This window comes from Martelella alba, from assembly GCF_006516955.1.
GTDB classification, from domain to species: Bacteria; Pseudomonadota; Alphaproteobacteria; order Rhizobiales; family Rhizobiaceae; genus Martelella; species Martelella alba.
The window spans coordinates 41,879-55,702 of the sequence record NZ_VHLG01000012.1 but is presented as its reverse complement, the minus strand read 5'-3'; the positions used below and the strand labels follow the sequence as shown (position 1 = coordinate 55,702).

Genomic DNA, 13,824 nt, shown 5'->3' with positions numbered 1-13,824 from the left:
TCCAGATTCATAACATATTGAATAGACGGGTTCTTTCGCCGCGCGGACGCGCGTCGGCTGGATGCCTGTGACAAGCACAGGCATGACGTCGGCAAAAGGGGCAAGGTTCGTCAGCAGTCTGAGGGCCCGTTTGGGCCCTTTTTCATTCAGGCGGCATTCTTTTCATCGAAACGCCGCCGCGCTTCATCGATCTCGATGCGGTTGTCGATGGTCCAGCCATAAAGGGCGCAATAGAGCGATTTCAGCGATGCGCCGAGCGGCGTCAGCGCATATTCAACCGCCACCGGTGATGTATCGATTACGCTGCGCGAGACAAGACCATTGCGCTCCAGGCGCCTGAGCGTCTGGGTCAGCGCTTTCTGGGTGATGCCGTCCAGCCGCCGTTTCAGTCCGTTGAAACGCTGCGGGCCATAGGCCAGCACCGCCAGAACCATGATCGACCATTTGCCCGAAATCTCGTCAAGGATCGCCCGGGACTGGCAGGACACATCAAATTGCGGACAGTTTTCCGGCTGATATCGATCCATGGTGGTTTCCTCGACTATACCTGGGTGCGTGAAAGTGCCTTATTGACACTAGGTTTATAATTTATACCTAAGACCTGTTCAAACCAATTTCGAGGTTCTCCCATGCCGACCAGCTCCGTTGACACGCTTTTCAGACCCTTCAGCTTCAAAAAACTGAACCTGAAGAACCGCTTTGTGATGGCGCCGATGACGCGCCAGTTCTCGCCGGAAGGCGTGCCCGGCAGCAATGTCGCCGATTATTACCGCCGCCGTGCTGAAAACGAAGTGGGGCTGATCCTGTCGGAAGGCACGGTAATCGACCGCCCGACCTCAAAGAACCACCCGAACATCCCGGATTTCTACGGCGAGAAGGCATTGGCCGGCTGGAAGAATGTCATCGACACGGTTCACGCCGCCGGTGGCCGGATGGGACCGCAGATCTGGCATGTCGGCCCGACCATCAATAGCCCCGATTTTCCCGATCCCGACCAGACGGAAAGCCCCTCCGGCCTTGTTGCGCCCGGCAAGCCGCGCGGCCACGCCATGAGTGACGCCGATATCGCCGATACGATTGCAGCCTTTGCCAAAGCGGCAGCTGATGCCGAACGGCTGGGCTTCGACGTTGTCGAAATCCACGGCGCCCATGGCTATCTGATCGACGAGTTCTTCTGGGCACCGCTCAATCTGCGTGAGGACAAATGGGGCGGTGTCTCGATTTCCGAACGCGTCCGCTTCGCCGTTGAGGTTGCCAAGGCGGTTCGTGCCGCCGTATCGGACGACATGCCGGTGATCATGCGGCTCAGCCAGTGGAAGCAGCAGGATTACAAGGCCCGTATCGCCACCAATCCGGATGAAATGGCCGAATGGCTGGAGCCGCTGGTCGATGCCGGCGTCGATATTCTCCACTGCTCGCAGCGTCGCTTCTGGGAGCCGGAATTTGCCGAAATTGACGGCGAAAAGGGTCTGAACTTTGCTGGCTGGGCCAAGAAGATCACCGGTGTCCCGACGATTTCGGTCGGCTCGCTCGGTCTTTCCGGAGCAGACTTCCTCGGCTCCTTCGGCGGCCAGCAGACGACGGCCTCAGCCGAAGAGATCACCAATCTGGTGGAACGGATGGAAAAGGACGAATTCGATCTGATCGCCGTTGGCCGGGCGCTGATCAAGGACCCGGAATGGGTGAAAAAAGTGAAGAATGGCGAGACCGACAAGCTCGAAGCCTTTTCACGTGAAACACTGGCCGAACTTTACTGACGGACACGATCGGGGCGGCGTCAGCCGCCCTCAGATTGCTGACAAACCTCGCCACCTTTTCTGACGTCATGCCTGTGCTTGTCACAGGCATCCAGACAACGCGCGTCCGGGCAGCGTCTATGTTATGCAAGATATTGTTTCTGAATAGATTTTCATCCGGCACGACGTCTCGTGTGATTGCGTGTTTGGATGCTCGGGACAAGCCCGAGCATGACGGCAGGGGGCTAGAGCAGGCTTTGCCAACCGTCTAAGGGCGGTGTCAGTTGCCCATTCTGCATCGCGTCAGGCGGCCTTGTCGCCATGCTGGCGCGGTGATGTGCCCATGACACGCTTGAAGGCGGTGGAAAAGGCGGCCTCGGACTCGTAGCCAAGCGACAATGCGATCCGTCCCACCGGCTCCTTCGCGCTTTTCAGCCGGTCGGCGGCCAGCAGCATGCGCCAGCGTGTCAGATAATCCATCGGCGTTGATCCGACCAGACGCCGGAAACGTTCGGCAAAGGAGGAGCGCGACATGCCCGCCTGCTGCGCCAGCCCGGCGAGGGTCCAGCGCCGGGACGGCTCGGCATGAATGGCGCTGATAGCCGCGCCGATCTGCGGATCGGTGAGTGCCGAAAGCCAGCCTGCGTCGCGGTGCTCATTGCCCTCCAGATAGGCGCGCAAAGCCTGCAGCAGCAGCATATGCGCCATATGCTCCCCCATCAGATACGAACCCGGACGGGGTTCGGCAAGCTCGTGGCGCATGCGCGCAATCGACCACAGGAATGCCTCACGATCATCCTGCCGGTTGATGTGAACGATCGGTGGCAAAACATCGATGAGCATGCCGGCGCTTCCGCCGGTGATGGCAAAATGTCCGCCGATCATGCCGAAATCACCACCGCCATTGATCATCACCACGCCGCCATCTGCCGGGCGTTGGAGAAATTCGCGGAAATCAACCGGTTCAAGATCAAGATCCGTCGCCAGGCGGAAAGGCAGGCCGCGCGGCAGGATGAAAAGATCGCCTTCAACCAGCCGGACGGGCGCGCCGGCACCCTCCACAGCCAGAAAGCAGGCGCCGCTGGTAATGCCATAGCATTTGATGCCCTTGTGCTCTCCATAGCTGACGGACCAGGGTCCGCCGACTTCGAAACCACCAAACATATAGCTCTTCACCTGCAAGAGGGACAGGACGTCAGACAGCGGATCCATAACCAGTCTCCGGACGATTGCGAAAGAGAAACGGACGTCAACGCATAGATCGTATCGCCTCCGCCCCCTATCCTGCAAGCATCGGGCCCGAAGATTTTACCGAAACGACTGACAGGATGATTTCACCATGCGTGTTTTTGTAACCGGAGCCTCTGGCTGGGTCGGAACGCCGACCGTGGCCGCACTTCTCGCCGCCGGCCATGATGTGACCGGTCTTGCCCGCTCCGACCAATCCGCCGCAAAGGTCGAAGCCGCTGGCGCAAAAGTGTTGCGCGGCACGATTGAAGATTATGATCTTCTGGCCGAGGCAGCGGCAGCAGCCGAAGGCGTGATCCACACGGCCTTCATCCATGATTTTGCCAAGTTCGCCGAGAACTGCGCCATTGACGGCAAGGCCATTGCCGCCATGGTGGATGCGCTTTCAGGCACTGGCAAACCCTTCATCGCCACCTCCGGAACCGGGGTGCTGCAGACAAGCGAACTGGCAACGGAAGAGATGATGGCCCCGGAAGACACGGGTTTCCCGCGGATTTCGGAAAAGGCAACCTTTGCCGGGCTGAACAAGAATGTGCGGGCCATGATCGTTCGCCTGCCGCCGACCACGCATGGCAGGGGCGATCACGGTTTCACGCCCTGGCTGATCAATATTGCCCGCGAAAAAGGCCATGCAGCCTATGTCGGCGACGGTGGCAATTGCTGGGCAGCGGGCCACCGGTTTGATGCGGCGAAGGTTTTTGCCCTGGCGCTTGAAAAGGGTAAAGCCGGTGACCGTTTCCACGCCGTGGCGGAGACGGGCATTGCCATGCGCGATCTCGCCGCAGCCATCGGCAAGGGGCTTGGCGTTCCGGTGAAGAGCATTCCGGCTGAAGAGGCTAAGGCCTATTATGGCATGTTCACCCATTTCGCGATGATGAACAGCCGCGCCTCAAGCGCACTTACCCGTGACAAACTCGGCTGGGAGCCGGTTGAAAAAACCCTGCTCTCAGACCTCGCCGAGGACTATTATTTCACGGCGTGAGCCCTTTCGGCACGCGGGCTTTCCGCGTGCCGGACAAAGGCCATCCTCAGGCCGGATAGTCGCGATGGCCGAAAATGGCCGAACCGACACGCACATGGGTGGCGCCGAAAGAAACAGCAATCTGATAGTCCGACGACATGCCCATCGAGAGCTTGTGAAGGCCGTTTTCGCGGGCAAGATCAGCAAGCAGGGCAAAATGCGGTCCGGGATTTTCATCAACCGGCGGAATGCACATCAGCCCCTCGATCACAAGCTTCAGCTCGTCGCGGCACAGCGCCAGAAAAGCGGTGGTTTCACGCGGATCAATGCCCGCCTTCTGTGGCTCGTTACCGGTATTGACCTGGACAAACAGCTTCGGATGCCGGCCCTGCTTCTCGATTTCCTTCGCCAGAGCGCGGGCGATCTTCTCCCGGTCCACGGTTTCGATGACATCAAAAAGCGCCACGGCTTCGGCCGCCTTGTTGGATTGCAGCGGGCCGATCAGATGCAGTTCGATGCCGTCGGCCTCCTGACGCAGGATCGGCCATTTGGCCTCTGCCTCCTGAACCCGGTTTTCACCGAAAACCCGCTGACCGGCAGCAAGCGCGGGGCGAATATCGTCAACCGGGAAGGTTTTGGAAACGGCAACCAATGTCACTGAACCCTCCGGCCGTTCAACCTCATGGGCAGCCGCAGCGATGGTGTCGCGCACAGTCTTGAGGTTTTCCGTCACACCCATCGGTCTTTTCCTTTCCCGTCAGCCGCATTATATCTGCCACGCGAAGCGAAGCAGCCGGCAGCAATCAACCACGGCCTGCCTTGCCTTTCAACGCCACACTTGCCCAAGGCGCTCTGCAAAGCCTGCCGATCCCCTGAAAACGGCCTGATTTGCTTGACGCCCCTCCTCTTTCGTGGTGAAGCTCAGCCCGCAATCGAGCGACAGGAATAAAGTTACACCGATATGGCCAGCGAACGTTACAACCCCCGCAAAGTCGAACCCGAATGGCAGCAGAAATGGGCCGCCGACGAGGTGTTCAAGACCGAGAATGATGAGACGCGGGAAAAGTACTACGTCCTAGAAATGTTCCCCTATCCTTCGGGGCGCATTCACATCGGCCATGTGCGCAACTATGCCATGGGCGATGTCGTCGCCCGCTACAAGCGCGCCCGCGGCTTCAACGTGCTGCATCCGATGGGCTGGGACGCCTTTGGCATGCCGGCCGAAAACGCCGCAATGCAGAACAAGGTTCACCCGAAAGACTGGACCTATCAGAACATCGCCACCATGCGGGACCAGCTGAAATCCATGGGGCTTTCGCTGGACTGGGCGCGTGAATTCGCGACCTGCGATGTTGAATATTATCACCGCCAGCAGGCGCTGTTCCTCGACATGCTGGAAAAGGGCCTGGTCTACCGCAAGCAGTCCAAGGTCAACTGGGACCCGGTCGACATGACGGTGCTCGCCAATGAGCAGGTCATCGAGGGCCGTGGCTGGCGCTCCGGCGCGCTGGTGGAACAGCGCGAGCTGACGCAATGGTTCTTCAAGATCACCGATTTCGCCCAGGATCTGCTCGACGCGCTCGACACGCTGGATCACTGGCCAGAAAAGGTCCGGCTGATGCAGAAGAACTGGATCGGCCGTTCCGAAGGCATGGCCGTGCGCTGGGAAATCGCCGAAAAGGCCGGCAAGGCCGCTGATCTCGACGAGGTGACGGTCTATACGACCCGTCCCGACACGCTGTTCGGCGCCTCCTTCCTCGCTATTGCCGCCGACCATCCGCTGGCGAAGGAAGCCGCCAAGCACGACGAGAAGGTCGCAAGCTTCTGTGAGGAAACTCGCCGTGCCGGCACATCGCTTGCAGCGCTTGAAACGGCTGAGAAAAAGGGTATCGACACCGGCATGACCGTGCGGCACCCGTTCGATCCCTCCTGGGAACTGCCGGTCTATGTCGCCAATTTCGTGCTGATGGATTACGGCACGGGCGCGATCTTCGGCTGCCCGGCCGGCGACCAGCGCGACCTCGACTTTGCCCGCAAATACGGGCTGAAGGTCACACCCGTCGTCATGCCGAAAGATGGCGATGCCGCGACGTTTGAAATCGGCGACGAAGCCTTTACCGATGATGGCGTGATGATCAATTCCGGTTTCCTCGATGGCATGTCGACGGACGACGCCTTTGAAACGGTGGCGAAAAAGCTGGAAGCCGACATGCTTGCCGGTTCGCCGCGCGGCACGCGCAAGGTCAATTTCCGCCTGCGTGACTGGGGCATTTCGCGCCAGCGCTACTGGGGCTGCCCGATCCCGGTCATCCATTGCGAAGACTGTGGCGTCGTTCCCGTGCCAAAATCGGATCTGCCGGTAAAGCTGCCCGATGACGTGACCTTCGACAAGCCGGGCAATCCGCTCGACCGCCATGACAGCTGGCGCCATGTCGCCTGCCCCTGCTGCGGCAAGCCTGCCCGGCGAGAAACCGACACGATGGACACTTTTGTCGATTCCAGCTGGTACTACACCCGCTTCACCGCACCATGGGAAGACAATCCGACGGATCCGAAAATTGCCGACCACTGGCTGCCTGTCGATCAGTATATCGGCGGTATCGAACACGCGATCCTGCATCTGCTTTACTCGCGCTTCTTCACCCGCGCCATGAAGGCAACCGGCCATGTTGGCCTGGACGAACCTTTCAAGGGCCTGTTCACGCAGGGAATGGTGGTGCATGAGACCTATCGTATCGGTGGGTCCGGCACCAATGGACGCTGGGTTTCGCCGACCGAGATCACCATTACCGAGGATGAAAATGGCCGTCGCGCCGTTATGACCGACAGCGGTGAAGAGGTCACGATCGGCTCAATCGAGAAAATGTCGAAATCGAAGAAGAACGTTATCGATCCCGATGATATTCTCGCCACCTATGGTGCTGATACGGCACGTTTTTTCGTCTTGTCGGACAGCCCGCCGGACCGCGACGTCGTCTGGACCGAAGCTGGTGTCCAGGGCACGTTCCGCTTCGTTCAGCGCGTCTGGCGGCTGATCTCCGAAGCCGCCCCGGCATTGGAAAATGTCACGGCCGCAGCGGGCAAGGACGGCAAGGCACTGGAAATCTCCCGTGCCGCCCACAAGACCGTCAAGGCGATCGGCGACGATCTTGACAATCTGGCCTTCAACAAGGCGATTGCCCGCATCTATGAACTCGTCAATGTTCTGGCCGCCCCGCTTTCCGAAATCGCTGCCGGCAAGGCCGATGGCGATGTTGCCGCTGCCGTAAAGCAGGCAAGCCTGTTTCTGAGCCATTGTTTTGCGCCAATGATGCCGCATCTGGCTGAAGAATGCTGGAAGGTTCTCGGCGGAGAGGATATCATCGCCCGGGCATCCTGGCCTGTGTTTGATCCAGCGCTGACGGCAGACAATGATGTGCTGCTGCCGGTGCAGATCAATGGCAAGAAACGGGCGGAACTGACCGTCTCGCGCGATGCCAGCCAGGAAGAGATCAAGGCTGCGGTTCTCGCCCTTGATGCCGTCATCAAGGCGCTGGATGGCAAGGCGCCAAAGAAGCTGATCGTCGTGCCGCAGAGGATTGTGAACGTTGTTGTCTGACCGCTTTGCCCGAACTGTCCGTACCAGCCTGGTTTCCGTGCTTCTCCTGAGTGTCACTGCCGGTCTTTCGGCGTGTCAGGTCCGTCCGCTTTATGGCGGCACTCAGGGCAAGGCGCTGAGTGAGAACATGGCCGCGATCGCCTTCAACACACCGACATCGCGCGTGGCGCAGCAGGTAGAAAATCAGCTGATCTTTCTGACCGGACGCGGCAAAGGCGAAAGCGCCAACCCGCTTTATCGGGTCGATATCAACGCCTATGCGGCAACGTCGGACGTGCTGGTGGAAGATAATTCCGATACGGCCGATGCCGGACGAACGATCGTGTACGCCAATTATTCGATGCGTCGCGTCTCTGACAGCAAGCTCTTGACTTCTGGGACACGCAAGTCAATTGCCCTGCTCGACTTCCCGTCACAGGAATATGCCAAGCTTCGCGCCATCCGTGACGCCGAAAACCGTGCCGCCAAGGATGTCGCCGAGCTGATCAACGCCGATCTGGCTATTGCGCTGACCAAGGAAGCCCAGTCCACGCCGGAAGCCAGCCTGCCACCGGCGCCGGGTTCCACGCCGCCAGCAACAAACTGACGTGATTTCCTGAAGGCTGGCTTATTCCTTCGATAAGGGGTGGATTTGCAGATCCGCCCCTTTCTCGTCTTTGCGTCTGGTATCGCACGTTCGACGCCAGGATGTGGATAGCACACTTCAGCCATTTGGCCGCTCAAGGCTAAAGGAGTATCGTCGGGCCGATCACATCAGGAGCCATTGCGGTTCCAAAAGCGCGATCATCATCCTGTCTGTGCGCCGGCAGGACAGCAAGGACGGCCGATGACCGAGATAAAATCGCACCAGTTCGACAATTTCGTTCGCCGCGAGGCAAGCCGCTATCGGCTGTTTCTCGTCTACGGTCCTGATCGCGGGCTTGTCAGCGAACGCGCAGCGCTGATCGCAAGACAATCGGGTGTCGATCTCTCCGACCCTTTCTCGGTGATGAAGCTGGAAACCGCCGACCTTGACACCGGATCGGGCCGCATCGTCGACGAGATGAATGCAATCGGTCTTTTCGGCGGCTCCCGCCTCGTCTGGATCCGTGGCAGCGGCTCGGAAAAAGCCCTTTCCGACGCTGTCAATATTCTAAGCGAAGCCCCGCCGGAAGCGGCTTTTCTGATTATCGAAGCCGGTGAATTGCGCAAGGGTACGGCCTTGCGGAAGGTTGCGGAGAAAAGCGGCGCTGTCGCCGTCATTCCCTGCTACAGCGACGACGCACGTGCGCTCAATCAGCTGATCGACAGCGAGCTTGCCGCAGCCGGCCTGCGTATGTCGCCAGCTGCGCGGCAGCTGCTTCTCACCCTGATCGGCGGCGACCGGTTGGCCAGTCGCAACGAAATCGAAAAGCTCATGCTATACGCCCGCGGCATGGAGCTTATCGACGAGGAACACGTCCGCGAAATCATTGGCGATGCCAGCACGATCTCCGCCGATGAAGCCATAGACGCTGTCCTGTCTGGCGATCCCGCGCAGTTGAAGCGGGCGATGGCGAAAATCACCCAATCCAAGACACCGCTCTTTCTTGTGTTGAATGGATGCCTGCGTCAGTTCCAGCAACTGGACCTCATGCGCGCTGAAATCGAAGGCAATGGCAATAGCGTATCGACGGTGATGCAAAGCCATGGCAGGGGCATATTCTTCCGCCGCAAGCCGCTGGTCGAAGCCGCGCTCTCGCGCTGGACTTCAAAAGCGCTTAGACAGGAATTGTCCTTGTTGCAGATGGCGGTGCTGCGCAGCCGGCAATTCCCGCAACTGGAAGACAGCATCGTCATGCAGAGCCTGCTTGCAACGACACTGAAAACGGCTCGCGCTGGAAGACGTCGATAACAAGCTGAAACCAAAATATAAAATTGGATCATATCAATTTGATATGATCCAATTTTAGAACAATTTGGCCCGATTTAGACCGACCCGCTTCAATGCCGCCCCAGCAACAAACCAGCGCCAACCTAGTTCGGGCGGCGTTCCAACCGGTGGCAGATATCGTCAAGTTGATCGAGGGTCCGATAGGCGATTTTGATCTGACCGCCGTTTGACTTGTGATCAATGGTCACTGTCAGGCCAAGAATATCCCCCAAGGAACGTTCCAGCGCCAGCGTATCGGCATCCTTTTCACGTGCCGGCGCCGTAGCACGACGCCCTTCTGTGCCCTCGATCGCCCGCTGAGCGAGTTTCTCAGTATCACGGACTGAAAGCCCCTTATCGACAATCACGCGCGCCAGAGCCAGCGGATCGGGTGTTGAAATCAGAGCACGCGCATGACCAGCAGAAAGCGCTCCACCAGCCAGCATGTCACGAACCCCTTCCGGCAGCTTCAAAAGACGCAGACTATTGGCGACATGACTGCGACTCTTGCCGATAATTTCACCAAGATCATTCTGGGTGTATCCATGTTCAGCCATCAGTGCTTCATAACCATTGGCCTCTTCCAGCGGGTTGAGGTCAGCACGCTGAACATTCTCGACAATGGCAATTTCCAGGGCGGTCCGATCATCAACATCGCGGATCAAAACCGGAATTTCAGCCAGACCTGAAAGCTGGGCCGCTCGCCAGCGTCGCTCGCCAGCGATAATCTCGAAACGCTGTTCAGCAATCGTGCGCACGACAACGGGTTGAACAATACCGTGCTGGCGGATCGACGCGGCAAGATCCCGCAGCTCTTCTTCTTCGAAATAGCGCCTTGGATTTCGCGGATTTCGCGTCACAAATTCAATGGGAACCTGGCGATCTGGGTGAATAACCGGCGTTTCCGATACTTCCGTCTGCGGCTTTTCAATATCGCCAATCAGGGCTGCAAGACCGCGCCCAAGACGGCGCTTGGAGGTTTCATCATTCATGATCTTCATCCACTCTCATGCAAGCGAAGCCTTAAAAGACCTCGATCATTAGCAGTTCAGGCCGCAGCCAGTGCGCGCTCGCGCTGAATGATTTCCGATGCCAGCTGAATATAGGCCTGACTGCCCTGGCACTTCAGATCATAAAGAATGACCGGTTTGCCAAAGGAGGGCGCCTCTGAAACGCGGACATTACGCGGTATCAGCGTGCGATAGACCTTATCACCCATATATTCGCGTACATCGCTGACAACCTGTTGAGCCAGATTGTTGCGCGAATCGAACATGGTCAGCACCACGCCCTGTATTTCCAGCCCCGGATTGACCGAATTTCGAATTTGCGAAACTGTATCAAGTAGTTGGCTCAAACCCTCAAGGGCGAAAAACTCGCATTGCAGCGGAACGAGAATCGACGCCGCTGCCGCCATCGCATTCATGGTCAGAAGATTGAAGGACGGTGGACAATCGCAAAAAACATAGCGGTATTGCGCCATTTCCGGCGCCGTCAGCGCATCGCGAAGACGGAAAACACGGCGCGGATCCTGCGCAATCTCCATCTCGAATCCAAGAAGGTCCAAAGTCGACGGGATCAGATCAAGATTGGGAACCGCTGTCGGCACAGCACATTCAACAGCAGACTGATCGCCCATCAATACATCATAAGCCGATTGCCGCCGCTGATCCCTGTCGATGCCAAGCCCGGTCGAGGCATTGCCCTGGGGGTCAAGATCAACAATCAGGACTTTTTCACCGATCGCCGCCAAAGCCGTCGCCAGGTTAATGGCGGTCGTCGTCTTGCCGACTCCGCCCTTCTGGTTGGCAACCGTGATAATTCGCGTTTTATTAACCATACCTGAAATCCGCCCGCCTGGCCGGCCCTAGATACGCCGGAGATTGCTGACTTCGAGAACCACCGAGCCGGGTTCAACCCTACTCTCATGTTCTATCAAATCGAATTGCCATTGGCCACGCGCTTTGTCGATCTCACTCTGGTAATCCCGGCCTTTGTGAAAATAACAGCGGAATCCATCCTGTTTTTTAGCCCAGGGTTCGGCAAAAGCAAAAAGTTCATCAAGCGCCGCCAATGCCCGCGCCGACATGCAATCTGCGCTCTCGATTTCCTCCATTGCGGCTTCGGCACGGATTGCGTGAACACTGGCACGCGCTCCGGTCTCCCGGATGGCCGTTCGCAGAAAAGAGGCCTTTTTATTGTTGCTTTCAACCAGATGAACCCACCCCTGCCCTGCCTCGGCGAGAAAGATAGCGGTGATCATGCCAGGAAAGCCGCCGCCCGATCCAATATCCACCCACTGGCACGGGCGAGGATGGAGTTGAAAAATCTGCGCGCTATCGGCGATATGCCGTTCCCACATATGGGTCTTGGTTGAAGGCGCAACGAGATTGATAGCCTTCGCCCATTTCTGAAAATGGACAACGAAATGTTCAAGCCGGTCCTGTGTTTCACGTGAAACACTCTGACCATTCAATTTCAATGGAGCCATCATGCAGCCTGCAACTTCAATCTTACGATCAACAGCGACAAGGCTGCCGGTGTCATCCCATCAACACGGGCTGCCTGTGCAATATTGTCTGGCCGCGCCGCCTGAAGTTTGATTTTGAGCTCATTGGAAAGACCCGACAAGCCAGAATAGTCGAAATCCGCAGGAATCATCCGTCCCTCGTCCCTTTGAACCTGGGCGATATCGGCAGATTGCCGGTCGAGATAGACCGCATAGGAGGCTTCGATCTCAATGGCTTCGCCGAGCCTGCCATTGATTTCGGCAAGTTCGGGCCAGATATTACGAAGAGAGCCGAGATCCTGATCGGGATAGGACAGAAGATCGAACGCCGTTCTGCGCTGGCCATCCTGATTGAGCTTCAGCCCATACTCAGCCGCCTCGCTCGGTGTCAGCGACAGCGATTTCAGCTTTTCACAGTTTCTGGCGAATGAAGCCGCGTAGGTTTCAAACCGCTGAGCCCGTTTTGCCGAGACAACACCAAGTTCAAGACCGATCGGCGTAAGCCGCATATCTGCATTATCGGCCCGAAGGGTCAGGCGATATTCTGCGCGCGATGTAAACATTCGATAGGGTTCGGCAACGCCGCGCGTTGTCAGATCATCGATCATCACGCCAATATAGGAATCCGTCCGCGAAAAATGAAATGCCGGGAGGCCGCCGCATAGCCGTGCGGCGTTCAAGCCAGCAACCAATCCCTGGGCGCCCGCCTCTTCATAACCCGTTGTCCCATTGATCTGACCTGCCAGAAACAGTCCCGGCATTTTCTTCAATTCCAGTCCGGCGGTCAGCTCACGCGGGTCGACATGATCATATTCAATAGCATAGCCTGGCTGCAGAATGCGAACATGCTCAAGACCGGGGATCGCATGGATATAGGCATCCTGAACCCACTCAGGCAATGAAGTCGAAATGCCATTGGGATAAACCGTATCGTCGTCAAGACCTTCGGGCTCAAGAAAAATCTGATGCCCGTCACGATCGCCGAAGCGCATAATCTTATCTTCAATGGACGGGCAATAACGCGGTCCTACGCCTTCAATCTGACCGGAATACATGGCCGACAGACCGATATTATCCCGAATGATCCGATGCGTCTCAGGCGTCGTCCGCGTCACCCCGCAGGCAATCTGCGGATTGGCAATCGTTTCCGTCATGAACGAGAATGGCACCGGCTCACTATCCGCCTCCTGGCGATCTAGAGAATCCCAGTCAATCGTTTTGCCATCAAGACGTGCCGGCGTGCCGGTTTTCAGCCGCCCGAGGGTCAGACCGGCCCGGCCGAGCGTCGCCGACAAACCAAGGGATGGTGCCTCCCCTACCCGCCCGGCAGGGATTTTCTTATCGCCGATATGGATAAGGCCGCGCAGAAACGTCCCGGTTGTCAGAACTGCTGCGCCACAAGCAAAACGTTGCCCATCGGCTGTTGTTACCGCTTCAACCCGACCTTGACCAAAAGAAATATCGAAGACATCACCCTCGATAATCGTCAGATTGTCTATTTCGGCCAGTTCTTTCTGCATGGCGAGCCGATACAGCTTGCGGTCAGCCTGGGTTCGCGGGCCACGAACAGCCGGTCCCTTGCGCCGATTGAGCATGCGATACTGAATTGCGGCCGCATCGGCGACCCGCCCCATCAGGCCGTCCAGCGCATCGATCTCCCGCACCAGATGGCCTTTCCCCAATCCACCGATCGCTGGATTGCAGGACATAACACCGATTGTTTCGGCTCTGTGCGTGATCAGGGCGGTTCTGGCACCGGCCCGCGCAGCCATGCTCGCCGCTTCACATCCAGCATGTCCACCGCCAATGACGATGACATCAAACTTCATTGCGTCCATGAAATGCTCCGAGGGTCTGGCCTCAACGGCGTCATTCTTCATA

At 57.9% G+C, this 13,824-nt stretch carries 12 protein-coding genes; 5 read left to right on the top strand and 7 right to left on the bottom strand.

The window, feature by feature from the left end; all coding sequences use genetic code 11:
* Window positions 1-146: 146 nt before the first annotated feature.
* Window positions 147-527 (bottom strand): winged helix-turn-helix transcriptional regulator, encoded by a 381-nt coding sequence (locus FJU08_RS16760; protein WP_141150185.1) that lies wholly within the window; start codon window positions 525-527, stop codon window positions 147-149.
* Window positions 528-629: 102 nt separating this feature from the next.
* Between FJU08_RS16760 and FJU08_RS16755 the strand changes: the two genes are divergently transcribed.
* Complete coding sequence (locus tag FJU08_RS16755) at window positions 630-1,757, top strand: NADH:flavin oxidoreductase (RefSeq protein WP_141150184.1); 1,128 nt, start codon at window positions 630-632, stop codon at window positions 1,755-1,757.
* Between the two features lie 282 nt (window positions 1,758-2,039).
* Here the strand turns inward: FJU08_RS16755 and FJU08_RS16750 are convergent, their stop codons facing one another.
* Window positions 2,040-2,948 (bottom strand): AraC family transcriptional regulator, encoded by a 909-nt coding sequence (locus FJU08_RS16750; protein ID WP_141150183.1) that lies wholly within the window; start codon window positions 2,946-2,948, stop codon window positions 2,040-2,042.
* Between the two features lie 127 nt (window positions 2,949-3,075).
* Between FJU08_RS16750 and FJU08_RS16745 the strand changes: the two genes are divergently transcribed.
* The gene (locus FJU08_RS16745) at window positions 3,076-3,966 is read left to right on the top strand and encodes an SDR family oxidoreductase (protein WP_141150182.1); all 891 of its coding nucleotides are present in this window, start codon (window positions 3,076-3,078) and stop codon (window positions 3,964-3,966) included.
* A 46-nt stretch (window positions 3,967-4,012) separates the two neighbouring features.
* Here FJU08_RS16745 and FJU08_RS16740 read toward each other — a convergent pair whose 3' ends face one another.
* Entirely contained in the window at window positions 4,013-4,684 is a 672-nt protein-coding gene (locus FJU08_RS16740) for a YggS family pyridoxal phosphate-dependent enzyme (protein WP_141150181.1), read from the bottom strand.
* A gap of 222 nt (window positions 4,685-4,906) precedes the next feature.
* Here FJU08_RS16740 and leuS point away from each other — a divergent pair, with 222 nt between their 5' ends.
* The 3 genes from leuS to holA all read left to right on the top strand — a co-directional run bounded on the left by leuS (window position 4,907) and on the right by holA (window position 9,416).
* Entirely contained in the window at window positions 4,907-7,543 is a 2,637-nt protein-coding gene (leuS, locus tag FJU08_RS16735) for a leucine--tRNA ligase (protein ID WP_141150180.1), read from the top strand.
* Entirely contained in the window at window positions 7,536-8,129 is a 594-nt protein-coding gene (locus FJU08_RS16730) for a hypothetical protein (RefSeq protein WP_181409893.1), read from the top strand. Before leuS ends, FJU08_RS16730 begins: the two co-directional genes overlap by 8 nt.
* Before the next feature lie 240 nt (window positions 8,130-8,369).
* Window positions 8,370-9,416 carry a DNA polymerase III subunit delta gene (gene holA, locus FJU08_RS16725; protein ID WP_141150178.1) on the top strand — a complete coding sequence of 349 codons (1,047 nt, stop codon included), beginning with the start codon at window positions 8,370-8,372 and terminating at the stop codon, window positions 9,414-9,416.
* A gap of 122 nt (window positions 9,417-9,538) precedes the next feature.
* On the opposite strand, the gene FJU08_RS16720 is transcribed toward holA, so the two are convergent.
* The 4 genes from FJU08_RS16720 to mnmG are packed head-to-tail and all read right to left on the bottom strand — an operon-like array spanning window position 9,539 to window position 13,781.
* Window positions 9,539-10,426: a ParB/RepB/Spo0J family partition protein gene (locus FJU08_RS16720; protein ID WP_141150177.1), complete on the bottom strand. Its 888-nt coding sequence runs from the start codon at window positions 10,424-10,426 to the stop codon at window positions 9,539-9,541.
* A gap of 56 nt (window positions 10,427-10,482) precedes the next feature.
* Window positions 10,483-11,274: a ParA family protein gene (locus FJU08_RS16715; protein ID WP_141150176.1), complete on the bottom strand. Its 792-nt coding sequence runs from the start codon at window positions 11,272-11,274 to the stop codon at window positions 10,483-10,485.
* 27 nt (window positions 11,275-11,301) lie between these two features.
* Entirely contained in the window at window positions 11,302-11,916 is a 615-nt protein-coding gene (rsmG, locus tag FJU08_RS16710; RefSeq protein WP_141150343.1) for a 16S rRNA (guanine(527)-N(7))-methyltransferase RsmG, read from the bottom strand.
* A gap of 8 nt (window positions 11,917-11,924) precedes the next feature.
* On the bottom strand, window positions 11,925-13,781 hold the full coding sequence (mnmG, locus tag FJU08_RS16705; protein ID WP_141150175.1) for a tRNA uridine-5-carboxymethylaminomethyl(34) synthesis enzyme MnmG: 1,857 nt from the start codon (window positions 13,779-13,781) through the stop codon (window positions 11,925-11,927).
* Window positions 13,782-13,824: the final 43 nt, after the last annotated feature.

Excerpts from the sequence above, each read along its gene's own strand:
- FJU08_RS16760 (WP_141150185.1), bottom strand. The coding sequence starts at position 527 with ATGGATCGATATCAGCCGGAAAACTGTCCGCAATTTGATGTGTCCTGC.
- FJU08_RS16755 (WP_141150184.1), top strand. The coding sequence starts at position 630 with ATGCCGACCAGCTCCGTTGACACGCTTTTCAGACCCTTCAGCTTCAAA.
- FJU08_RS16750 (WP_141150183.1), bottom strand. The coding sequence starts at position 2,948 with ATGGATCCGCTGTCTGACGTCCTGTCCCTCTTGCAGGTGAAGAGCTAT.
- FJU08_RS16745 (WP_141150182.1), top strand. The coding sequence starts at position 3,076 with ATGCGTGTTTTTGTAACCGGAGCCTCTGGCTGGGTCGGAACGCCGACC.
- FJU08_RS16740 (WP_141150181.1), bottom strand. The coding sequence starts at position 4,684 with ATGGGTGTGACGGAAAACCTCAAGACTGTGCGCGACACCATCGCTGCG.
- leuS (WP_141150180.1), top strand. The coding sequence starts at position 4,907 with ATGGCCAGCGAACGTTACAACCCCCGCAAAGTCGAACCCGAATGGCAG.
- holA (WP_141150178.1), top strand. The coding sequence starts at position 8,370 with ATGACCGAGATAAAATCGCACCAGTTCGACAATTTCGTTCGCCGCGAG.
- FJU08_RS16720 (WP_141150177.1), bottom strand. The coding sequence starts at position 10,426 with ATGAATGATGAAACCTCCAAGCGCCGTCTTGGGCGCGGTCTTGCAGCC.
- FJU08_RS16715 (WP_141150176.1), bottom strand. The coding sequence starts at position 11,274 with ATGGTTAATAAAACGCGAATTATCACGGTTGCCAACCAGAAGGGCGGA.
- mnmG (WP_141150175.1), bottom strand. The coding sequence starts at position 13,781 with ATGGACGCAATGAAGTTTGATGTCATCGTCATTGGCGGTGGACATGCT.